Below are 23,490 nucleotides of genomic sequence, written 5' to 3' on the forward strand. Positions count from 1 at the left end.
AGGAATTAGGGTATACTAAAACCATGTAACAAATTGATTATAGATTCCGGAAAGGATGAAGTTTTTATGTATAAAGAAGCTTATGAGCGATGGCTGGCTTTTCCGCTGGAAGATGCAGATTTGCTGCCCGAACTGGAAAATATCCGTGAAAATGATGAAGAAATCCGCGACCGTTTCGCGGTGAACCTTGAATTTGGCACCGCGGGCCTGCGCGGCGTTATCGGTGCAGGCACCAACCGCATGAATATCTACACTGTGCGCCAGGCCACCCAAGGCCTTGCAGCGTATTTGAAAGAGCAAAAGGCAGAGCCCAGCGTTGCCATCTCGTACGACAGCCGCAACAAAAACGTGGCTTTTGCCGAGGCAGCAGCAGGCGTGCTTGCAGCGAACGGTGTCAAAGTATACATTTATGATACCCTGATGCCGACCCCGGCACTTTCGTTTGCGGTGCGTGCGTTGCACTGCGATGCAGGCATTATGGTCACTGCGAGCCATAACCCTGCAAAGTACAATGGCTATAAGGCTTACGGCCCAGACGGCTGCCAGATGACAACCGAAAGTGCAGATGCAGTTTACGCGAAAATTCAGAACAGTGATATTTTTGATGACGTAAAACATATTCCGTTTGCGGAAGGGCTTGCCGCAGGCAGCATCAGCTATATTGAGCCGTCGGTGATTGCCGACTACTACGACAATGTGAAGAAGCAGAGTGTGCGCCCCGGCGTATGTGAAGGCGCAGGCCTCAAGCTTGTTTACACCCCGTTGAATGGCACCGGCAATCTGCCCGTGCGCCATATCCTCAAAGAGATTGGCATTGACGACATCACTGTCGTGCCCGAGCAGGAGATGCCGGATGGCAATTTCCCGACCTGCCCGTATCCCAATCCGGAAATTCGCGAAGCGTTGCAGCTTGGGCTGGACCTTTGCAAACAGACCGGCGCAGACCTGCTGCTGGCGACCGACCCGGATGCAGACCGCGTGGGCATTGCGGTAAAAGACGGCGACGATTATAAGCTGCTGACAGGCAACGAGGTAGGCGTACTGTTGCTGGATTACATCTGCCAGGCTCGCACCGAGGCAGGCACGATGCCCAAAGACCCTGTTTACGTGCGCAGCATTGTTACTACCTCGCTCGCAGATGAAGTGGCGAAAAGTTACGGCGTTACACCCATCAAGGTACTAACAGGCTTTAAGTATATCGGCGAGACGGTTTTGCATCTGGAGCAGAAAGGTGAGGAGGAACGCTTCCTCTTTGGTTTTGAAGAAAGCTACGGCTACCTTGCAGGTGGCTATGTGCGCGATAAGGATGCCGTTGTGGCGAGTATGCTCATCTGCGAGATGGCAGCTTACTATGCTTCTATCGGCAGCTCCATCATCGAACAGTTACAGCGTATCTATGGCACTTACGGCACCTACCTGCACAAGGTTGATTCTTTCGAGTTTGAAGGCCTTGCTGGTATGGAGCTGATGAAAGCACTGATGGCTTCGCTGCGACGCGAGAAAATCGAGGAAATCGGCGGCTGTGCTGTGGTGATGCTGGAAGACTATGCAACACAGATGACCACCGACTTTACTACGGGAACCCAGACAGCTATTGACCTGCCTGCTGCAAACGTGCTGATTTATCACCTTGACTGCGGTGCTTCGGTCATTATTCGTCCCTCTGGTACTGAGCCGAAAATCAAGGTGTATTACGCTGCAAAAGCAGATACACCTGCAGCAGCGGAAACCCTGCAAAAGAAGCTGGCAGAAGGCGCGCGCGACCTGCTTGGACTGTAAAAATAATCCAAGCTAAAAAAGCTGTGAGAATGTAAAAAAGTAGTTGCAATTTTCTGTGGATTGTGATAGGATATGAAAGCAATCGCTATAAACAGAGGTTGTGATGCTGTGTATGCCAACTAACATGCACTAATAATCAGAACCAGAGAGAGGTGAATCAAATGAAGGAAGGTATCCACCCGAAGTACGAGGAAGCTACTGTCACTTGTGCCTGCGGCGAAGTGTTCAAAACACGTTCAGTTAAATCTGACATCCGTGTTGAGGTGTGCTCCAAGTGCCACCCTTTCTACACCGGCAAGCAGAAGCTGGTTGACACTGGCGGTCGTGTTGATCGTTTCAAAAAGCGTTTCAACATCGAAGACTAATCTCAAAAACGAACAGCGCGGTTATGCAGATAACCGCGCTGTGTTTTTTCATATCCACAAGGGCGTTTTGCTGCCCACAGTGCGAAAAATGACGAAACGGAGGATTTCGATGGAAGCTTATACAACGATTTCCGGTACCGCAACCGCCACCATTGTGGAAAAAAAGAGCGAATTTATCGCGAGCGCCTCGTTTGCTGAAAGCGAAGAAGCGGCACAGGCGTTTTTAAATACCGTCCGCACGCAGCACCGCACGGCCCGGCACAATGTTTACGCTTACCTGCTGCGCGAAGGCGGCCGCACCCGCTATTCTGATGACGGCGAGCCGGCAAAAACAGCAGGGCTGCCGGTACTGGAAGTGGTGCGGCATTCCGGGCTTACCGACATAATTGTCGTTGTCACGCGATATTTTGGCGGCATTCTTTTGGGCACAGGCGGTCTGGTACGCGCTTACACTGCCGCGGCACAGGCAGCCATCGAAAATGCTGAAATTGTCACCGTGCAGCCAGTGCGCGATTTTACGCTTGCACTGGAGTATAGCCTTTATGAGCAGGCGCTGCGCCTTTTGGAAGCTGCTGGTGCAAAAGTAACCTCTACCGATTTTGCCAGTGGCGTTACCGTTAGCGCTACCTTGCTTTGCGGCAGGGAAGAGCCGCTGCTGGTTGCCTTGCAAGAGCTGTGCAGAGGGGAGCCGGATGCGCTCCTCAGCGAGCCATATTACGCTCCTTTTTAAGGAGAAAATCAAGAAAAACGCGAAAAAATGTGGCAGTGTTTTCTCTGCACTCGAAAAAAATCGGGCTATTGTATAAAAATGGAATAAAACCGCACAATAACAGGATGTTAGACAGCAAAGCCGGACGGACGGCCATAGATAGGGGCGAATGCCCGCGAAAAAGCACTTGGCAAAAAATTTTTTTGAAAAAATAAAGGGTTTTACTTCGCTGCATCGTATATTATATTAGATGGCTTTTGCAAAGTGCCATCTCTAAATAGATAAAGTGCGAGGTGAAAGTGCATGACGATAAGAGAGCGAACGGAAGAAATCGAGCGCATGACACTTTCGCCTTTTGCGGCGCTTTCGGAAGATAGCAGCGGCCGTGCTGTGCAGGAACAACCCTGCCCGATGCGCCCCTGCTATCAGCGAGATCGCGACCGCATTATTCATTGCAAAAGTTTTCGGCGGCTAAAGCAGAAAACCCAGGTGTTTCTCTCTCCGGAAGGGGACCATTATCGCACCCGCTTGACCCATACGCTGGAGGTATCGCAGATTGCGCGCACCATTGCCCGCAGCTTGCGTCTGAACGAGGATTTGACCGAAGCGATAGCGCTCGGCCACGACCTTGGGCATACCCCTTTTGGGCATGCAGGCGAGCGTGCGCTAAATGAGCTTTGCCCAGAGGGCTTTCGGCATTATCTGCAAAGTGTGCGTGTGGCAGATAAACTGGAGAAATATCCGGATGGGCTCAACCTGACCTGGGAAGTGCTCAATGGCATTGCCTGCCACACCCGTGGGGCAGAGGCGGCAACGCGCGAGGGCCGCATTGTAAAATATGCTGACCATATTGCCTATATCAACCATGATATAGAGGATGCTATTACTGCTGGCGTGCTGCACCCGGATGCTCTGCCAAAAGAAGCTGTGCGTGTGTTGGGTAAAACCAAAAGCCAGCGCATTACAACCCTCATCACCTCGCTTGTAGAGCACGGTGGAGAGGAAATATGTATGGCCCCAGAGATAGAGGCGCAGTACGAGGCCCTGCACGATTTTATGTATAGCACTGTTTACGTCGATAAAATTGCAAAAAAAGAAGAGCAGAAGGTCGAGCGGGTTATTGCTTCATTGTACGACCATTACCTGCAGCGCACCGAAGAAATGCCGATTCAATATCAGCATATTGCTGAGCAGGAGGGACAGGATCGCGCTGTGACCGACTACATCTCGGGTATGAGCGATGAGTTTGCAATCCGCGCGTTTGAAACGCTGTTTGTCCCCAAAAGCTGGAGCGTATATTAACTACAGCTTTTTGCCCGCACCAAAACCCAAAAACCAAGCCGAGAGGAGGTGCTGCGGGTGATCTCTCAAGACTATTTGCTGGAACTACATCAGCGCAGTGATATTGTTGAACTTGTAAGCAGTTATGTTCAGCTGCGGCACCGCGGCCGAACCTATACCGGGCTTTGCCCTTTTCACAGCGAAAAGTCGCCATCCTTTGTGGTTTACCCTGAAAACCAAAGCTTTTACTGCTTTGGCTGCGGGGCAGGCGGGGATGCGATTACTTTTGTGAAGCAAATCAACAACGTCGACTACATAGAGGCAGTGAAACTTCTTGCAGCGCGTGCCGGGCTGCCTCTGCCCGATGAGCGAGACGATACCGGCAAGCTGAAAAGCAGGATTCTTGCAATGAACAAAGAGACGGCGCGCTTTTATTACGAGTCGCTCAATACCGAAGCAGGGTTGGCGGCAAGGCGCTATCTGCGTGGCCGTGCGCTTTCTGATGCTACCATCAGACGCTTTGGTTTGGGATTTTCTCCGGATGGATATAGCGCAACGAGTGATTATCTGCGCCGTCGGGGATATACTGAGGAAGAAATGCTCGCGGGCGGCATTGTCAAACGCAGCCAAAGAGGCGGCGTGTATGATTTCTTCCATGGACGGGTCATGTTTCCTATTTTTGACCTGCGCGGCAATGTGATTGCATTTGGCGGGCGGCGCATGGGGGATGAGGGTGGCCCGAAATACCTCAACAGCGGCGACACCCCCGTGTTTAAGAAAAGCCGCAACATGTTTGCGATGAACATAGCCAAAAAGTCCACTTCACGCAGATATATTCTATGTGAGGGCTATATGGATGCTATCGCGATGCATCAGGCTGGTTTTGATACTGCTGTTGCACCGCTGGGTACCGCGTTTACGCCAGAACAGGCAAAGCTGCTTTCTACCTATGCGGACGAGCTGGTGCTGAGTTACGACAGCGACGAGGCAGGGCAAAAAGCGACAAAGCGTGCCATCAGCCTGCTGGCGAGCGAACCGATGAAAATTTCGGTGCTGAAAATTCCGGACGCAAAAGACCCGGACGAATTTATTCGCAAGTTTGGGGCCGAGCGCTTTCGTATGCTGCTGGATGGTAGCGATAATGCGATAGAGTATGAGCTTTCTCGCGCACGGGATAAATATGATATTACGCGACCAGACGGCATAGTGGGCTATATAAAAGATGCTATCGAGGTGCTGGCGGGCCGCTGCACGCCTACCGAGCGGGATGTCTATGCCGGGCGCATTGCGGAGGAAACCAACGTTACCAAAGCAGCGCTGCTCAATCAGCTGGAAACACGGCTGAAGCAAAAATACCGCAAGGCAGAAAAAGACCGGCAAAAGGAACTGCTGAGCGAGGGACAAATTTCTCGCATCAAGGTGCCTTACAGCCAGGGTGGAGATAAAGCCAAAGGCGTAGCCAACGCTGAATATCAGCTTATGGCAGCCGCAATAAAAGACCCACAGCATTTGGTGCGTGTCTGCGAGCGCCTTTCGCCAGAGCGGTTTATCACACCGCAGATGGCAGAGGTGTTTCGCGTCCTCAAAGAAGTACACGAGGCAGGACTGCCCGCAGAGCTGGCAACCGTTTCACATCAGCTTTCGGACGAGGCGCGCACCGCGCTGACCCGCTCGCTGGCAGATAATTACGATATCCGATTTACCGATGCAGATCTTGATTTTTATTTTGAGCGCATCGAAGAAAGTGTGCCGAAATCGAGCAAGGCGGCAGAAATGTCTGCCCAGGAGCTTGCGGCATATATGCAACAATTAAAGGCAAAAAAACAATGACCGATAAAGGGGAATCATCATGGCAGAAAAAAAGAATGTAATCAAAGATCTGATCGAAACCGGTAAGCGCAACGGTAAGGTCACCACAAAGGAGATCAGTGACGCGCTGGAGGAAATCGGCTTTGACGTAGTAGAGCAGGTAGACAAACTGTACGAAATGCTCGAATCGCACAACATCGAAATTGTGGACGAGCCGGACCCCGAAGTTGAAGAGTTTAAATTGACCGAAGAAAACACCGATCAGTTTGAAGGTGCTCTTGCAGCAGAAGGCGTTTCTATCGATGACCCTGTTAAGGTGTACCTCAAAGAGATTGGTCGTGTGCCGCTGCTTTCTACGGAAGAAGAGATTGAACTGGCAGAACGTATTCTTGCCGGTGCAGCCGCAGATGAGATGCTCAAACGCGAAAAAGAAGACGAAAGCTTTGCTTTATCTGAAGAGGGTGAGCAGGCTGCGAAAAAAGCAGTTCGCCGCGGCGAGCTGGCCAAACAGCGCCTGGCAGAAGCAAACCTGCGACTTGTTGTTTCTATTGCAAAACGTTATGTCGGCCGTGGTATGCAGTTCCTTGATTTGATTCAGGAAGGCAACCTTGGTCTGATTAAAGCTGTAGAAAAATTTGACCACACCAAAGGCTTTAAATTTTCCACCTATGCCACATGGTGGATTCGTCAGGCAATTACCCGTGCCATTGCCGACCAGGCTCGTACCATTCGTATTCCGGTGCACATGGTCGAAACCATCAATAAGGTGAAAAAGGTATCCAGCCAGCTGCTGCACCGCAACGGCCATGAGCCCACTGCAGAAGAAATTGCAGAAGAGCTGGAGATGCCGGTAGATAAAGTGCGCGAGATTATGCGTGTTGCACAAGAACCCGTCAGCCTCGAAACCCCCATCGGCGAAGAGGAAGACAGCCACCTTGGCGACTTTATCCCCGATGAGGATGCTCCGGTACCCGCAGAGGCAGCCAGCCACACGCTGCTGAAAGAGCAGCTGGGCGGCGTGCTGAAAACCCTTACTCCGCGTGAGGAGAAGGTGCTTCGCCTGCGTTTCGGTCTGGAAGACGGTCGTCCCCGCACCCTCGAAGAGGTAGGCAAAGAGTTCAACGTTACCCGTGAGCGTATTCGCCAGATTGAAGCAAAAGCACTGCGCAAACTCCGTCACCCGAGCCGCAGCAAAAAGCTTCGCGATTTCCTCGATTAGTAGACAGTCGCGCAGCATTTTAACGTGAAAAGCCGACGTGCCTCTTGTGTGCCGCCGGCTGGGCTCAAAGCAGCATGCTTTTTTGCTCGTATTTTGAAAGCCTTTTGTAAAATGCAGCGGACCTATTTCCTGGGAATGTAAAATGCCTGTGCAAGTTGCGTAAGGTTTTGTGTGTTGCGGTTGTTTTCAGTTAGCAAACGGCAGCCCGGCACAATAGATTTGACAACACGTGTTTGCGCTGGCAGGGTTACTATTTTTGCGGCGGCTTTGGTTTAAGTTGCCTCGCTACATATCCGTATTTACCGCATACGCGAAAAATTGCGCCGGCAAGGGTTGCTCAGACGACGCAAAGCATTTGTAAAGCAAGAAAGAAACCGCAAAAAGTCGAATATTTAAAATCACCCGGGAGACACTTCTTCTGGGTGATTTTTTTATGAAGTTTAAAAACAGGCGCATCGGCATTTTTTTTTACGGGGCTTTTGGCTATGCTTCGCTGGAAGTTTTAACGCGTGGCTATACGCATTGGAGCATGATGATTGCAGGCGGTCTTTGCTTGTTGTTGCTATTTGAAGTAAGCCAGCGCATGGCAGATTACAACGTTTTTCTGCAGGCAGCTGCCGGGGCACTGGGCATTACATTGGTTGAGTTTTGCTTTGGCGTAATCTTTAACCTTTGGCTGCAAATGAATGTTTGGAGCTATGCGGATGAGCCATTTAATCTGCTGGGACAGGTGTGCCTTTATTATACGGGTATCTGGTATCTGCTGGCGCTGCCGGTGATGCTTTATTTTAAACCCATCAAATCGCGCCGCATCGCTTGACAGTACCTGTTTCGTTTGCTATACTCAATGTATATTCGTTTAGTATAGTTTTATTGGAGAGAAGGTCGCCACCATGTATCTTACACAAGAAACAGATTATGCGGTGCGAATCGTTTATTGCCTTGCTGAGAGCGGGGGCCGCAAAGATGCCGGCAGCCTTGGCGCACAAATGAACGTAACACTGCGGTTTTCACTGAAAATTCTCGGTAAGTTAAGTGCTGCCGGTGTGGTGAAAAGCTTTAAAGGTACCCATGGCGGCTACGAGCTGGCCCGTGACCCGTCGCAGATTACCTTGAAAGATGTGGTAGATGCGGTAGAGGGTTCGCCATATGTAATCAGCCGCTGTATTTCGCAAGGCGGGGAATGTAATCGCGGAGCATCTGGGTGCTGTGCTTTTCAGCATGAATTTGCAAAGATTTCTGAGAGTATCAATCGTCAGCTTTCGGCGGTTACTTTCGCTGATTTGTTAAAAAAGGAAAAGCACGAAACTTCACAAACAGCAAAGTGAACAAAAAAAGAAAACTGTTATTGACATATCGCGTAAACGTGATAGAATGAATAGCATCGAAAGCAAAGGCGCTGCCGTAAAACGGCAGCGCCTTTTTTGCTTTTTCCGGCCGGTTTAGCTGTGGCAGCGCACCACAGCGCAAAACGTTGTATGTCTGTGCATGAGGTCTTAAAAAAACGCACGGGCTTGGTGAAACCGAGGAGGAGAGACGATGTATTCAGCGATTGATACCGTATGGGTCTTGTTGGGCACTACTTTAGTGTTTTTTATGCAGGCTGGCTTTGCCATGGTGGAAACGGGTTTTACCCGGGCCAAAAATGCGGGCAATATTATCATGAAAAATTTGATGGATTTTGCCTGCGGAACAGTAGTATATTGGGTGCTGGGTTTTGGCCTGATGTATGGAAGCACAGAGCTGCTACCCGGTTTACTGGGGAATTTAAGCGTAGCCTGGCAGGCGGATACCAGATGGACAGATTTGATTTTTCAGACGGTTTTCTGCGCCACCGCTGCGACCATTGTTTCCGGTGCCATGGCTGAGCGCACGAATTTTAAAGCGTATCTGCTCTATTCCATTGCAATCAGTGCAGTGGTTTACCCGGTTTCGGGGCACTGGATTTGGGGCGGCGGATGGCTTTCCACGTTGGGAACGGCAGAAGGTCTTTTGCCAAGACTCGGCGCTTATGGCTTTCACGATTTCGCCGGTTCCACCGCAGTGCATATGGTGGGTGGACTTTCCGCTTTGATTGGGGCAAAAATACTGGGACCTCGCATCGGTAAGTATAATAAGGATGGCAGCCCCAATGCCATACCGGGGCATAGCTTGACCTTGGGTGCACTGGGTGTGTTTATTTTATGGTTTGGCTGGTTTGGCTTTAATCCTGCTTCCTCGCTTGGGGTGGAAGGGCTGGAAGCAAACGTAGGACGCATTTTTGTAACCACCAATATGGCTGCGGCAGTAGCAACCTGCACTGTAATGGTGATCACCTGGGTGCGCTATGGCAAACCGGACGTATCCATGACGTTGAATGGTTCGCTCGCAGGGCTGGTTGCAATTACTGCGGGCTGCTCTACAGTAACGGTCACGGGCTCGGCGGTTATCGGCTTGCTTGCCGGTTGGATCGTGGTTTTTGGTATTGAATTTGTAGACCGGAAACTTAAAATTGACGACCCGGTAGGTGCAGTTGGTGTACACTGCCTGTGCGGTGGTGCGGGTACGATATTGGTGGGGGTATTTGCTTACTTTGACCCGTATACCGACAGCACGGTTTTGCAAAAAGGACAGGGGCTTGGGCTGATTTACGGCGGCGGCACGGCACAGCTGCTGGTGCAGGTTTTGGGTGTGGCCGCTGTTGCATTATGGGTTACGGTTACCATGAACGTAATTTTTCGACTGATTGACCGTGTGGTGGGCCTGCGTGTTTCAGAAGAAGAGGAAATCGACGGGCTGGATCTGCACGAGCATGGTTTGATTTCGGCTTATGCAGATTTTATGCCCGTAAGTATGGCAGTCAACGAAAACACCAATCTCGGCAATGACGATTATATTTCGGCTTCACCGGCAGCGATAGAAGCGGCAATACCAGTAATGCAGACTACCAGTTATCCGGCAGATTCTGCGCAAGCGGGGAGGATAACCAATGTCGTCATCCTCTGCCGTCAGACGAAATTTGAGGCACTGAAGACTGCTTTGAACGACCTTGGCATTACAGGGCTGACACTGACCCATGTACAGGGATGCGGCATTCAAAAGGGTGGAGAATATTACCGCGGTGTTCCGCAGGATATGAACCTGTTGCCCCGGGTCAAAGTTGAAGTTGTAGTCAGCCAGGTGCCCGTGGCAGATGTGATTGAAACCGCAAAACGGGTTTTATATACCGGACATACGGGCGATGGAAAAATCTTTGTTTACGACGTTCAGAACGTTGTAAAAATTCGCACAGGGGAGATTGGGGTTGCGGCTTTGCAGGATGTAGAATAGCTGCTTGCAGTAACTGCAAACCGCCCGCATAGGGGCCTAATATGGAACTATAATTTAATTGCTTTCACTACATTCACATAAAGAGCAGCAGCGGCGTACCTTGCAGCAACAGGGGACGCCGTTGCTCTTTTTATTTTATTTGTGAGAATTAGGTCGGAAGTGTTGACAAGTTGACAATAGTGCTATATAATATTCAACTGTATAAAAACGGGTAGTCCTGTCAATTTTCACAAACTTTGATGTATTATGCTGTGCAAGATGCACAACAGCGTGAGAAGTCAATGCCCGTTTTCGTGTCTGTTACGCAGAAGTAAATTATAGATGAATAGGAGTGGTCGCTAATTATGGTGAATGTCAAGCCCGTACAGCTTGGTAAAACCACGCGAATGAGCTTTTCTAAAATCGATGAAGTGCTGGAAATGCCCAACTTGATCGAGGTCCAGAAAAACTCTTATAAGTGGTTTTTGGAAAAAGGCTTAAAAGAGGTCTTCCGCGACATTTCCACGATCGAAGACTACACCGGCAACCTGGTTCTGGACTTTGTGGACTACCGTCTTTCTGACGAGCCCAAGTACACGATTAAAGAATGCAAGGAACGCGACGTTACCTACGCCGCGCCGATGTATGTTACGGCACGTCTTTTCAATAACGAAACTCAGGAAGTTAAGCAGCAAGAAATTTTTATGGGTGACTTCCCGCTGATGACCGACGCCGGCACTTTTATCATCAATGGTGCAGAGCGTGTTATTGTTTCTCAGCTCGTTCGTTCTCCCGGTGTTTATTTTGATTTCAGCTATGATAAAACCGGTAAAAAACTCTACACCGCAACCCTCAACCCGAACCGCGGTGCATGGTTGGAGTATGAAACCGACTCCAATGACGTGTTTTATGTTCATATTGATAAAAACCGCAAACTGCCGGTAACCACCTTTATCCGCGCACTCGGCCTCGGCGACGATGCCCAGATTCGCGAATTCTTTGGCGAGGACGACCGCATTGAAGCAACCCTCGCAAAAGACAGCACCCACTCTGAAGAAGAGGGCCTGCTGGAGACTTACCGCAAACTGCGTCCGGGCGAGCCCCCGACGGTTGAGAGCAGCCAGGCACACCTCAACAGCCTGTTCTTTGATGATCGCCGCTATGACCTGTCCCGTTTCGGCCGTTACAAGCTGAACAAGAAGTTGGCGATTGCACGCCGCATTCAGGGCCAGAAGCCGATGCGCGACATCATTGCACCGCTGACCGGCGAGCTGCTTTGCGCCAAGGGTGAAGTCATCACCGCACAGGTTGCTGACGAAATCCAGAAAAACGGCGTTTCTGTTGTCTATATTGATGCAGAGGGCAAAGAGGTTAAGGTTATCTCCAACGGCATGGTAAACCCGGCCGATTACCTGAGCTTTGATCCCCTTGAGGTCGGCCTCGAAGAGATGGTCAACTTCAACGAGCTGCAGAAAATCCTGACCGCAGCAAGCGACATTGAAGAGCAGAAAAAGCTGCTTGACCAGAATCGCGATTTGCTGATTCCGCGTCATACCACAGTGGATGATATGCTCTCTTCCATCAACTATTTGAACAATCTCGCTTACGGCATTGGCGTAACTGACGACATCGACCATCTTGGCAACCGTCGTATTCGCTGCGTCGGCGAGCTGCTCCAGAATGCTGTCCGTACCGGGTTTGCCCGTATGGAGCGTGTCATCCGCGAGCGCATGACCCTGCAGGATACCGAAGCGGTTACCCCGCAGGCACTGATTAACATCCGTCCTGTCGTGGCAGCAATCAAAGAGTTCTTCGGCTCTTCTCCGCTGTCTCAGTTCATGGACCAGAACAACCCGCTGGCAGAGCTTACTCATAAGCGTCGTCTGTCCTCTTTGGGACCGGGTGGTCTGTCTCGTGACCGCGCAGGCTTCCAGGTTCGTGACGTTCATTACACTCACTACGGCCGCATGTGCCCGATTGAGACGCCTGAAGGTCCGAACATCGGTCTGATCTCTTACCTCGCAACCTTTGCGAAGATCAACCAGTACGGCTTTATTGAGGCTCCTTACCGCCGCATTGACAAAGAGAATCACAGCGTTACCGATGAGGTTGTCTACATGACCGCCGACGTCGAGGATAACTATGTTGTTGCTCAGGCAAACGAGCCGCTGGACGAAAACGGCTGGTTTATCCATGAGCGCGTCAATGCTCGTTGCCGTGACGAAATCATGTCGGTTGAGCGTGAAAAGGCTGACTTCATGGACGTTACCCCCCGCATGGTGGTTTCTGTTGCAACTTCGATGATTCCGTTCCTTGAGAACGATGACGCGAACCGTGCATTGATGGGTTCCAACATGCAGCGTCAGGCTGTGCCTCTGCTGATTACCGAGCAGCCCTTTGTTGCAACCGGTATGGAATACAAGGCCGCCTGCGATTCCGGCGTTTGCGTACTGGCAAAACGTGATGGTATTGTTGAGCACCTTTCGGCAGATAAGATTGTCGTTCGTGCAAACGATGGCACCTCCGATGCCTATGACATTATTAAATTTATGCGTTCCAACCAGGGGACTTGCGTCAATCAGCGTCCCATTGTTGAAAAAGGTGAGGAAGTCAAGGCCGGACAGGTGCTGGCCGACGGCCCCGCAACCAAAAACGGCGAGATTTCGCTGGGCAAAAATGCGCTGATTGGCTTTATGACCTGGGAAGGTTATAACTACGAGGACGCCGTTCTCATCAACGAGAAAGTTGTCCGCGAAGACGTGTTCACTTCTATCCACGTTGAGGAGTACGAGCTGGAAGCCCGTGAAACCAAACTGGGACCTGAGGAAATCACCCGCGATATTCCGAACGTCGGTGACGACGCACTGAAAGACCTCGACGAGCGCGGCATCATCCGCATCGGTGCAGAGGTAAAAGCCGGCGATATTCTGGTTGGCAAGGTCACCCCGAAGGGCGAGACCGAGTTGACCGCAGAGGAGCGCTTGCTGCGCGCCATCTTCGGCGAGAAAGCCCGCGAAGTTCGTGATACCTCGCTGCGTGTACCGCACGGCGAATATGGCATCATCGTTGACGTTAAGGTCTTTACTCCGGAAAACTGCGACGAGCTGAACCCCGGCGTCCGCCAGGTTGTTCGCTGCTATATCGCTCAGAAGCGCAAAATCAGCGTCGGCGATAAGATGGCAGGCCGCCATGGTAATAAAGGTGTTGTTTCCCGCATTCTGCCGCAGGAGGATATGCCCTTCCTGCCCGATGGCACTCCGCTGGACATCTGCCTCAACCCGCTCGGCGTTCCGTCTCGTATGAACATCGGACAGGTGCTTGAAGTTCACCTTGGTATGGCTGCAAAAGCCCTGGGCATCAAGGTGATGACTCCGGTCTTTGACGGCGCACACGAATCCGACATCCGCGACATGTTTAAAGAAGCCGGCATGCGTGAAGACGGCAAGACCTTCGTTTACGATGGTCGAACCGGCGAGCGCTTTGATAACCCCGTTACTGTCGGTTATATGTACTACCTCAAACTGCATCACCTTGTTGACGATAAGATCCACGCCCGTTCCACCGGCCCGTACAGCCTCGTGACCCAGCAGCCTCTCGGCGGTAAGGCACAGTTCGGCGGCCAGCGCTTTGGTGAGATGGAGGTTTGGGCACTTGAAGCATACGGTGCAGCTTACACCCTGCAGGAGATTCTGACCGTTAAATCTGACGACGTTGTGGGCCGTGTAAAAACCTACGAAGCAATCGTCAAAGGCCAGAACGTGCCGAAGCCGGGCATCCCTGAGTCCTTCCGCGTTCTTATCAAAGAGCTGCAGAGCCTTGGCCTTGACGTGCGTGTTCTCGACCAGAACCGCGACGAGATCGACCTCAAGCAGAACTTTGACGATGACGATATGGGCTTTGACCCCGCGAGCATGCGTCTTGGTGACGATGTGCTGGTGGAAAGCGAACTGGAAAACTACACCATCAACGATGCCGAAGAGGGCGACGCAGAAGTTACTGACGAAGAAGACAGCGGCGACCTGTTCCTGGATTTGGGAGAAGACACTCTCGCCGATAATCTCGACGACATCGAATAGTAGTTATAAATTACAGTAAAGGAAGGGTTCGCTCAATGGAGTTTAACGTCTTTGATTCTATCAAAATCGGGCTTGCTTCTCCCGAACAGATCCGTGCATGGAGCTACGGTGAAGTTACAAAGCCCGAAACTATAAATTACCGCACCTTGAAACCTGAGCGGGACGGCCTGTTCTGCGAAAAAATCTTTGGACCCATGAAAGACTGGGAGTGCCATTGCGGAAAGTATAAACGCATCCGCTACAAAGGCAAAGTCTGCGACCGCTGCGGCGTCGAGGTAACTCGCGCCAAAGTGCGCCGCGAGCGCATGGGCCACATTGAACTCGCAGCACCGGTTTCCCACATCTGGTACTTTAAAGGTATCCCGTCCCGCATCGGCCTGATCCTCGATATCAGCCCCCGTCTGCTGGACCGTGTACTCTACTTCGCAAGCTATATCGTTACCGATCCGGGCCTTACCCCGCTCGAAGAGAAACAGCTGCTGAGCGAAAAAGAGTACCGCGAAATGCGCGAGCGCTATGAAGACGAGTTTAAGGCTGCCATGGGCGCCGAAGCTGTCAAAGAGTTGCTGGCCAAAATTAATCTTGAGGTGCTTTCTGAGCAGCTGCGCGGCGAGCTGGAGGATGCCTCCGGCCAGAAACGTATGCGCTTGCTGAAACGTCTTGAAGTGGTTGAGGCATTCCGTCTTTCCGGCAACCGTCCGGAGTGGATGATTCTCGATGCAATCCCGGTCATCCCGCCCGATATCCGCCCGATGGTTCAGCTGGACGGCGGCCGTTTTGCGACAAGTGATCTCAACGATTTGTATCGTCGCGTTATCAACCGCAACAACCGTCTGCGCCGTCTGTTGGAGCTCGGTGCTCCCGACATCATTATCCGCAACGAAAAGCGTATGCTTCAGGAAGCGGTTGATGCTCTGATTGATAATGGCCGTCGCGGCCGTCCCGTTACTGGCCCGAACAACCGTCCGCTCAAGAGCTTGTCTGACATGCTCAAGGGTAAACAGGGCCGCTTCCGTCAGAACTTGCTTGGTAAACGTGTTGACTATTCCGGCCGTTCGGTTATCGTCGTTGGCCCGGAACTCAAAATGTACCAGTGCGGTCTGCCGAAAGAAATGGCGCTCGAGCTCTTCAAGCCCTTCGTTATGAAGGACCTCGTTGAGAACGGCGTTGCAAACAACATCAAATCTGCCCGTAAGATGGTCGAACGCATCCATCCGCAGGTCTGGGATTCTCTTGAGAAGGTCATCAAAGGCCACCCGGTCATGCTGAACCGTGCACCGACCCTTCACCGTCTGGGCATTCAGGCTTTTGAGCCGGTTCTCGTTGAGGGCCGTGCCATTAAGCTGCACCCGCTCGTATGTACCGCATTTAACGCCGACTTCGACGGCGACCAGATGGCAGTGCATCTTCCGCTTTCTGAAGAGGCACAGCACGAGGCAATGACCTTGATGCTCGCTTCTCACAACCTGCTCAAACCGTCTGACGGTAAGCCCGTCACCGTGCCGACGCAGGATATGGTGCTTGGTTCTTACTACCTCACCATGGTCAACGAAGGCGACAAAGGCGAAGGCAAAATCTTCCGTAACGAAGATGAGGCGATGATGGCCTACCAAGAAGGTGTTATCACCTTGCAGGCACCCATCAAAGTGCGCCGCACCATGGAGATTAACGGTGAGATGAAGAGCAGCCTCGTGGATACCACAATGGGCAAAATCATCTTCAATGCACCGATTCCGCAGGATCTTGGTTATGTCGACCGCAGTGTTGAAGAAAACCTCTTCCGCTATGAAATCGAGTTCCTCGTCACCAAAAAGACCCTCGGCCAGCTGATTGACCGTTGCATTCATGTGCATGGCACAGATATCACTTCCGAGATGCTGGACGCCATTAAATCGCAGGGCTTTAAATATTCTACCCGCGGCGCAGTTACCGTTGCAGTTTCCGACGCAGAGATTCCGCCGCAGAAGGCAGAAATTCTCGCCGGTGCAGAGCAGCAGATTAACAAGGTGCTGAAACAGTTCAACCGTGGTCTTATTTCTGATGAAGAACGCTATAACAGCTGCATCAACATCTGGAATAAGGCAACCGACGACGTTTCTAAAGCAGTTACCGAGAACCTGTCTGATCGCAACCCCATCTTCATGATGGCGGATTCCGGTGCTCGTGGTTCTATGAACCAGATTCGTCAGCTGGCTGGCATGCGTGGTCTGCTTGCAAATACCGCAGGTAAGACCATTGAGGTGCCCATCAAGGCAAACTACCGTGAAGGCCTCTCTATCTTGGAGTACTTCATTTCCAGTCGTGGTGCTCGTAAGGGCTTGGCTGATACCGCACTTCGTACCGCTGACTCGGGTTACTTGACCCGTCGTCTGGTTGACGTTTCTCAGGATGTTATTGTCCGTGAAGATGATTGCGGTTCCACCGAAGGCATCTGGGTTGAGGATATCCGCATCGGCAACGAGATGTACGAGCCGCTCGAAGAGCGTCTGCTCGGTCGTTATCCGGTCCGCGACATTCTGGATCCGGAAACCGGCAAACTGCTGGTTTCCGCCGACACCATGATGCACGAAAAAGAGGCCAAACTGGTTGTCGAAGCCGGCATCAAAAAGGTTGAGCTTCGCAGTGTGCTTCACTGCCGCGCACGTCACGGCTGCTGCGCAAAATGCTACGGCGCAAACCTTGCAAACGGCCGTCCGGTCGAAATCGGTGAGTCTGTCGGTATCATTTCCGCACAGTCTATCGGTGAGCCGGGTACCCAGCTGACCATGCGTACCTTCCATACCGGCGGTATCGCGAATGCTGAGGATATTACCCAGGGTCTTCCGCGTGTTGAAGAGCTGTTCGAGGCACGCCGCCCGAAATCGCTCGCCATCATGACCGAGATTGCAGGTACCGTCCACATCGACGACACCAAGAAAAACCGCCATATCGTGGTTTCCGGTGTTGACGAAAACGGCGCACCCGTTGAGAAGAGCTATATGATTCCGTTCGGCCAGCGCATCCGCGTTGCCGAGGGCGATGTGCTTGAGCTTGGCGATATGGTCACCGAGGGTAACGCTTATCCGCACGACATCCTTGCTATTAAGGGCCGCGCTGCAACCGAAGCATACATCATTGCTCAGGTACAGATGACCTACCGTATGCAGGGTGTTGATATCAACGATAAGCACATCGAGGTTATCGTACACCAGATGATGCGCAAGGTTCGTGTAGACGATGCAGGCTCTACCACCCTGATTGGCGGCGCACTTGCCGACAAGCGTGAGGTGGAGCGCCAGAACGCGGAAATCCGCGAGCGCATTGCAAACGGCGAAACCAATCTCGCCGAGGCAAAAACCACCGATGTTATGCTTGGTATCACCAAAGCATCTCTTGCTACCGATTCGTTCCTCTCCGCTGCTTCCTTCCAGGAGACCACTCGTGTCCTGACCGAGGCTGCCATCAAAGGCAAGGAAGACCCGCTGCTGGGCCTCAAAGAGAACGTTATTATCGGTAAACTTATTCCGGCAGGTACCGGCCTTTCTGAGGACGGCACCCCCATCGAAGCCAACAATCGCAATAGCGATACCGGAATGTTCTTCGATGATCTCACCGACGATATGTAACCCCTGTTTTAGCAAACAAAAACGCAGAAGAAGTGTGAAAGCTTCTTCTGCGTTTTTTCTTTGTAAAAAATTGCAACCGGCATTGTAAAGTGCTATGATGAATATATTCCAGCAGGGAAGTATAGTGCGCAAGATTTGGTCTTGTATTTGCCGAAAGGGGAGATACAGATGAAATACAAAAGTAAGTATGAATGGTATTATCTATTTCTTTGCGTTGCCTGGCTTGTGTTTTCAGAATGTGAACAATGGGCTCCATTAGGGAGTACTTTACGCGCTGGCTGTGTCTGGATTAATTTTGCAGCGATACTACTTGCTTTTTGTATCGCACTTTACGAGCGCAAAAAAATGCAGGCATTTATGCGCGAGCAAGCCGAGCAGGGAAGAGTGACGCCTACGCCAAAAGCACGCGACTGGAATCTTTTGTTCGTTATCTTACTCGGCATAGCAGCGCTCTTAATGCTTATTAAACTGCTCTACCTTTATTTATAGCATTTCCAACAAAGCCTCTTGTTTTTACGGGAGGCTTTGTTTTTTATGGAAGAAAGATACAGTAAGTTTGAGAAAAAATGTATATATTCCAAACCAGACCGCAAAATACCACAGAGTGCAAGCACAACTTTTATAAATGCTACGGAACTGGAAAGAAAAAATCAGCAATATGCCGAAAAAGTAGAACCTTTTCTGTTGACAGGAACGAGATTTCCGTGTAAAATATAAACGTTGTGCTATAGGTGTAGGCCTTAAACCGCATTTTGTGGTCAAGCCGCCCTAGCAACACAGCAAATGGTAGCACAAAACCTGCCAAATACTTGAAGAAAGGAGAAAACTAATGCCTACTTTTAACCAGCTCGTCCGCAAAGGTCGTGAGGTCATCGAAAAGAAATCCACTGCACCGGCTCTGCTCCGCGGCTACAATGCCCAGAAAAAGCAGTACACCGAGCAGAACGCTCCGCAGAAACGTGGCGTTTGCACCGCAGTGCGTACCATGACCCCGAAAAAGCCGAACTCCGCACTTCGTAAAGTTGCCCGTGTTAAGCTCACTAATGGTATCGAGGTTACTTCTTACATTCCCGGTATCGGCCATAACCTTCAGGAACACTCCGTTGTCCTGATCCGCGGCGGCCGTGTAAAGGATCTTCCCGGTGTGCGTTACCACATCATCCGCGGTACTCTTGATACCCAGGGTGTTGCAAACCGCAACCAGGCTCGTTCCAAATACGGTGCAAAACGCCCCAAGGCCGGTGCAGCAGCGAAAGCAAAGAAGTAGTTTTAGTCGCCTAGACATGCAAGTAAGCAGGTTTGATATAGCAATCAACCTCTTATAGCACTGTCGGAAGCCAAAACAACTTTCGAGTACCGATGATATCATTATGTGAAGGAGGGAAGAAAAGATGCCTAGAAGAGGTAATATTGCAAAGCGCGACGTGCTCGCGGATCCCATCTACAATTCGAAGATGGTCACCCGTCTTGTCAACAGCATCATGCTGGACGGCAAAAAAGGCGTCGCACAGAAAATCGTTTACGGTGCGTTTGACATCGTAAAAGAGAAAACCGGTAACGATCCCCTGGAGATGTTCGAGAAAGCTCTCGAGAACGTCATGCCCTTGCTGGAGGTTAAAGCTCGTCGTGTCGGCGGCTCTACCTACCAGGTGCCGATGGAAGTTCGTCCGGAACGCCGCGAGACCCTTGGTCTGCGCTGGCTGACAGCTTACTCTCGTAACCGTAACGAGCGCACCATGCGCGAGCGTTTGGCTGGCGAGATCATGGATGCCGTCAACGGCACCGGTAACGCTGTTAAGAAACGTGAAGATACGCACAAGATGGCTGAGGCCAACAAGGCGTTCGCTCACTACAGATACTAATCGCTGTCTTAAGATTTTAGGAGGTAACTATGCCAAGAGACGTTTCTCTGGAATTGACCAGAAACATCGGCATAATGGCGCATATCGATGCGGGCAAGACCACCACCACCGAGCGCATTCTGTTCTATACCGGTGTTAACCATAAGATCGGTGAGACTCATGACGGCGCTGCGACGATGGACTGGATGGCGCAGGAGCAGGAGCGTGGTATTACCATCACCTCTGCTGCGACCACCTGCTACTGGAGCCACACTGAGCTTCAGAATGATCCTGCCAAAGCAAAGAAAAACCGTCACCGCATCAACATCATCGACACCCCGGGTCACGTTGACTTCACCGTTGAGGTTGAACGTTCTCTGCGTGTTCTTGATGGTTCTGTTACGGTTATGTGCGCAAAGGGTGGCGTTGAGCCCCAGTCTGAGACAGTGTGGCATCAGGCGGACAAATATCATGTTCCCCGTATGGTCTATGTAAACAAAATGGACATTATGGGTGCTGATTTCTATAACGTTATCAACATGATTAAAGATCGTCTGAAAGCAAACGCACTGCCCATTCAGCTGCCCATCGGCAAAGAGGAGACCTTTAAAGGTATCATCGATCTCGTAGAGATGAAAGCCGATATTTATTATGACGATCTGGGTAAAGATATCCGCGAGGAAGAAATTCCTGAGGATATGAAAGAAATCGCTCAAAAGTATCATGACGAGATGATCGAAATGATTGCTGAGAGTGATGAAGAACTGATGATGAAATACCTCGACGGTGAAGAACTCACCAAAGAGGAGATCAAAACAGCTCTGCGTAAAGAGACCATCGCAAACACCGTTATTCCGGTTGTCTGCGGTACTTCTTACAAAAATAAAGGCGTCCAGAAACTGCTTGACGCCATTGTCGACTATATGCCCGCCCCGACTGATATCGAGGACATTAAAGGCGTAAACCCCGACACTGAAGAAGAGGAGACTCGTCCGTCTTCTGACGACGCTCCCTTCGCTGCGCTCGCATTTAAGATTGCGACCGACCCGTTTGTTGGTAAGCTGTGCTTCTTCCGCGTTTACTCCGGTAAAGCAGAGGCTGGTTCGACCTACTACAACTCGGTTAAAGACAATAACGAGCGTATGGGCCGCATCCTTCAGATGCACGCAAACCATCGTCAGGACATCGACACCTGCTATGCAGGCGATATCGCTGCTGCTGTTGGTCTGAAAAATACCACCACCGGCGACACCCTGTGCGATGAAAAGCACCCGATTATTCTTGAGAGCATGGACTTCCCGGAACCCGTTATCCGTGTTGCTATCGAACCTAAAACGAAAGCAAGCCAGGAGAAAATGGGCATCGCGCTGGCAAAACTGGCAGAGGAAGATCCGACTTTCCGCACCTATACCGATGAAGAGACCGGACAAACCATCATCGCGGGCATGGGCGAGCTCCACTTGGAGATCATCGTTGACCGCCTGTTGCGTGAGTTTAAGGTTGAAGCAAACGTTGGTAAACCCCAGGTTGCTTACCGCGAGACTGTTCGCCGTGAAGTGAGCCAGGATACCAAATATGCTCGTCAGTCGGGTGGTAAAGGTCAGTACGGCCATGTTAAAATCCGCATCGCTCCGAATGAATCCGGCAAGGGTTACGAGTTCATCAACGCTGTTGTTGGTGGTTCTATCCCCAAAGAGTTTATCGGACCGATTGATCAGGGTATCCAGGGCGCAATGCAGGCCGGTGTGCTTGCAGGCTACCCGGTAGTTGACGTTAAAGTCACCCTGTATGATGGCTCTTATCACGAGGTTGACTCCTCTGAGATGGCGTTTAAGATTGCCGGTTCTATGGCATTCAAAGAGGCTTCTCGCAAGGCAGACCCCGTTATCCTCGAGCCCATCATGAAAGTTGCAGTTATCGTCCCCGAGGATTACATGGGCGACGTTATCGGCGACCTCAACGCACGTCGTGGTCAGATCCAGGGCATGGAGTCCCGCGGTGCTGTCCAGCAGATCAATGCGTTTGTCCCGCTGTCTAACATGTTCGGTTATGCAACCGACCTGCGCAGCAAAACGCAGGGCCGTGGCCAGTATACGATGGAGCCCAGCCACTATGTGGAAGTTCCGAAGAATATTGCCGAGACCATTATGGCCGGCCGTGCGAAAAAAGAGGACTAATTCCTGGCAAAATGCCCGGGATAAAACAAAAATCCACTTGATTTTTATAGCTCTAATTGCTACAATTAATGCAAGTGACTAACAAAGTTATTAAGGAGGCTAATTACCATGGGTAAGGCAAAATTTGACCGTACTAAACCGCATGTCAACATCGGCACCATCGGCCACGTTGACCACGGCAAGACCACTCTGACCGCTGCTATCACGAAGGTGCTCGCTATGCAGGGCGGCGCTGACTTTATGGACTATGCCAACATCGATAAAGCTCCTGAGGAGCGCGAGCGCGGCATCACCATCAACACCTCTCACGTTGAGTATCAGACCGCTGCTCGTCACTACGCACACGTTGACTGCCCGGGCCATGCTGACTATGTTAAAAACATGATCACTGGTGCTGCTCAGATGGACGGCGCTATCCTCGTTGTTTCCTCTGCAGACGGCCCGATGCCCCAGACCCGTGAGCACATCCTGCTCTCCCGTCAGGTTGGCGTTCCCTATATCGTTGTCTTCATGAACAAAGTCGATCAGGTTGACGATCCCGAGCTGCTCGAGCTGGTTGAGATGGAGATCCGTGACCTCCTCTCCAGCTACGACTTCCCCGGCGACGACACCCCGATCGTCAAAGGCTCTGCGCTGAAAGCGCTTGAGTCTGCATCCACCGACATCAATGCTCCTGAGTACAAATGCATTCTTGAGCTGATGGAAGCAGTTGACAGCTATATCCCCACCCCGGATCGTGCTGCTGACCTTACCTTCCTTATGCCCGTTGAGGACGTCTTCACCATCACTGGCCGTGGCACCGTTGCTACCGGTCGTGTTGAGCGTGGCACCATCAAAGTCGGCGAAGAGGTTGAGATCGTTGGTCTGACCGAAGAAACCGCTAAAACCACCGTTACCGGCCTCGAGATGTTCCGCAAACTGCTCGACTTCGCACAGGCTGGCGATAACGTCGGCGCTCTGCTCCGTGGCGTGCAGCGTTCTGACATCGAGCGTGGCCAGGTTCTCGCAAAGCCGGGTTCCATTCACCCGCACACCAAATTTGCTGGACAGGTTTACATCCTGAAAAAGGATGAGGGCGGCCGTCACACCCCGTTCTTCAACAACTATCGTCCGCAGTTCTACTTCCGTACCACCGACGTTACCGGCGTTATCGAACTGCCGGAAGGCGTTGAGATGTGCATGCCTGGCGACAACGTCACCATGGACGTTGAGCTGATCACCCCGATTGCTATCGAGGAAGGTCTGCGCTTCGCTATCCGTGAGGGTGGCCGTACCGTTGGCTCCGGCGTTGTTTCCAAAGTCAATGCCTAATTAAGCAACATTGTGAAGCCCCTTTGCGGT

Annotated in this window: 17 protein-coding genes; all 17 read left to right on the forward strand. The window is 51.4% G+C overall.

What is annotated here, in order from left to right; genetic code table 11:
- Positions 1-66 precede the first annotated feature (66 nt).
- The 17 genes from C1A11_RS09905 to tuf all read left to right on the forward strand — a co-directional run bounded on the left by C1A11_RS09905 (position 67) and on the right by tuf (position 23,460).
- Positions 67-1,779: a phospho-sugar mutase gene (locus tag C1A11_RS09905; protein ID WP_102050306.1), complete on the forward strand. Its 1,713-nt coding sequence runs from the start codon at positions 67-69 to the stop codon at positions 1,777-1,779.
- A gap of 161 nt (positions 1,780-1,940) precedes the next feature.
- Complete coding sequence (gene rpmE, locus C1A11_RS09910; protein WP_102050307.1) at positions 1,941-2,144, forward strand: 50S ribosomal protein L31; 204 nt, start codon at positions 1,941-1,943, stop codon at positions 2,142-2,144.
- Positions 2,145-2,253: 109 nt separating this feature from the next.
- Entirely contained in the window at positions 2,254-2,874 is a 621-nt protein-coding gene (locus tag C1A11_RS09915; RefSeq protein ID WP_102050308.1) for an IMPACT family protein, read from the forward strand.
- A gap of 282 nt (positions 2,875-3,156) precedes the next feature.
- A complete protein-coding gene (locus tag C1A11_RS09920) occupies positions 3,157-4,155 on the forward strand; it encodes a deoxyguanosinetriphosphate triphosphohydrolase (RefSeq protein WP_102050309.1) in 999 nt (332 codons plus the stop codon).
- Between the two features lie 57 nt (positions 4,156-4,212).
- A complete protein-coding gene (gene dnaG / locus C1A11_RS09925; RefSeq protein WP_102050310.1) occupies positions 4,213-5,964 on the forward strand; it encodes a DNA primase in 1,752 nt (583 codons plus the stop codon).
- 19 nt (positions 5,965-5,983) lie between these two features.
- Positions 5,984-7,162: an RNA polymerase sigma factor RpoD gene (rpoD, locus tag C1A11_RS09930; RefSeq protein ID WP_102050311.1), complete on the forward strand. Its 1,179-nt coding sequence runs from the start codon at positions 5,984-5,986 to the stop codon at positions 7,160-7,162.
- A gap of 433 nt (positions 7,163-7,595) precedes the next feature.
- The gene (locus C1A11_RS09935) at positions 7,596-7,982 is read left to right on the forward strand and encodes a putative ABC transporter permease (RefSeq protein ID WP_102050312.1); all 387 of its coding nucleotides are present in this window, start codon (positions 7,596-7,598) and stop codon (positions 7,980-7,982) included.
- 73 nt (positions 7,983-8,055) lie between these two features.
- Complete coding sequence (locus C1A11_RS09940) at positions 8,056-8,490, forward strand: RrF2 family transcriptional regulator (protein WP_102050313.1); 435 nt, start codon at positions 8,056-8,058, stop codon at positions 8,488-8,490.
- 211 nt (positions 8,491-8,701) lie between these two features.
- Positions 8,702-10,471 (forward strand): ammonium transporter, encoded by a 1,770-nt coding sequence (locus tag C1A11_RS09945; protein WP_102050314.1) that lies wholly within the window; start codon positions 8,702-8,704, stop codon positions 10,469-10,471.
- A 344-nt stretch (positions 10,472-10,815) separates the two neighbouring features.
- Positions 10,816-14,526 (forward strand): DNA-directed RNA polymerase subunit beta, encoded by a 3,711-nt coding sequence (gene rpoB / locus C1A11_RS09950; protein ID WP_102050315.1) that lies wholly within the window; start codon positions 10,816-10,818, stop codon positions 14,524-14,526.
- Positions 14,527-14,561: 35 nt separating this feature from the next.
- A complete protein-coding gene (rpoC, locus tag C1A11_RS09955; RefSeq protein ID WP_102050316.1) occupies positions 14,562-18,131 on the forward strand; it encodes a DNA-directed RNA polymerase subunit beta' in 3,570 nt (1,189 codons plus the stop codon).
- 168 nt (positions 18,132-18,299) lie between these two features.
- Positions 18,300-18,620 (forward strand): hypothetical protein, encoded by a 321-nt coding sequence (locus C1A11_RS09960; protein ID WP_102050317.1) that lies wholly within the window; start codon positions 18,300-18,302, stop codon positions 18,618-18,620.
- 45 nt (positions 18,621-18,665) lie between these two features.
- Entirely contained in the window at positions 18,666-18,848 is a 183-nt protein-coding gene (locus C1A11_RS09965) for a hypothetical protein (protein WP_102050318.1), read from the forward strand.
- Between the two features lie 112 nt (positions 18,849-18,960).
- Positions 18,961-19,398 (forward strand): 30S ribosomal protein S12, encoded by a 438-nt coding sequence (rpsL, locus tag C1A11_RS09970; protein WP_102050319.1) that lies wholly within the window; start codon positions 18,961-18,963, stop codon positions 19,396-19,398.
- Between the two features lie 124 nt (positions 19,399-19,522).
- Positions 19,523-19,993, forward strand: a complete 471-nt coding sequence (gene rpsG / locus C1A11_RS09975) for a 30S ribosomal protein S7 (RefSeq protein WP_102050320.1) — start codon at positions 19,523-19,525, stop codon at positions 19,991-19,993.
- A 29-nt stretch (positions 19,994-20,022) separates the two neighbouring features.
- Entirely contained in the window at positions 20,023-22,149 is a 2,127-nt protein-coding gene (gene fusA / locus C1A11_RS09980; RefSeq protein ID WP_102050321.1) for an elongation factor G, read from the forward strand.
- 108 nt (positions 22,150-22,257) lie between these two features.
- Positions 22,258-23,460, forward strand: coding sequence for an elongation factor Tu (gene tuf, locus C1A11_RS09985; RefSeq protein WP_102050322.1), 1,203 nt, complete (start codon positions 22,258-22,260; stop codon positions 23,458-23,460).
- Positions 23,461-23,490 lie beyond the last annotated feature (30 nt).

Origin of the sequence: Pygmaiobacter massiliensis (genome assembly GCF_900199435.1) — a bacterium.
GTDB classification, from domain to species: domain Bacteria; phylum Bacillota; class Clostridia; order Oscillospirales; family Ruminococcaceae; genus Pygmaiobacter; species Pygmaiobacter massiliensis.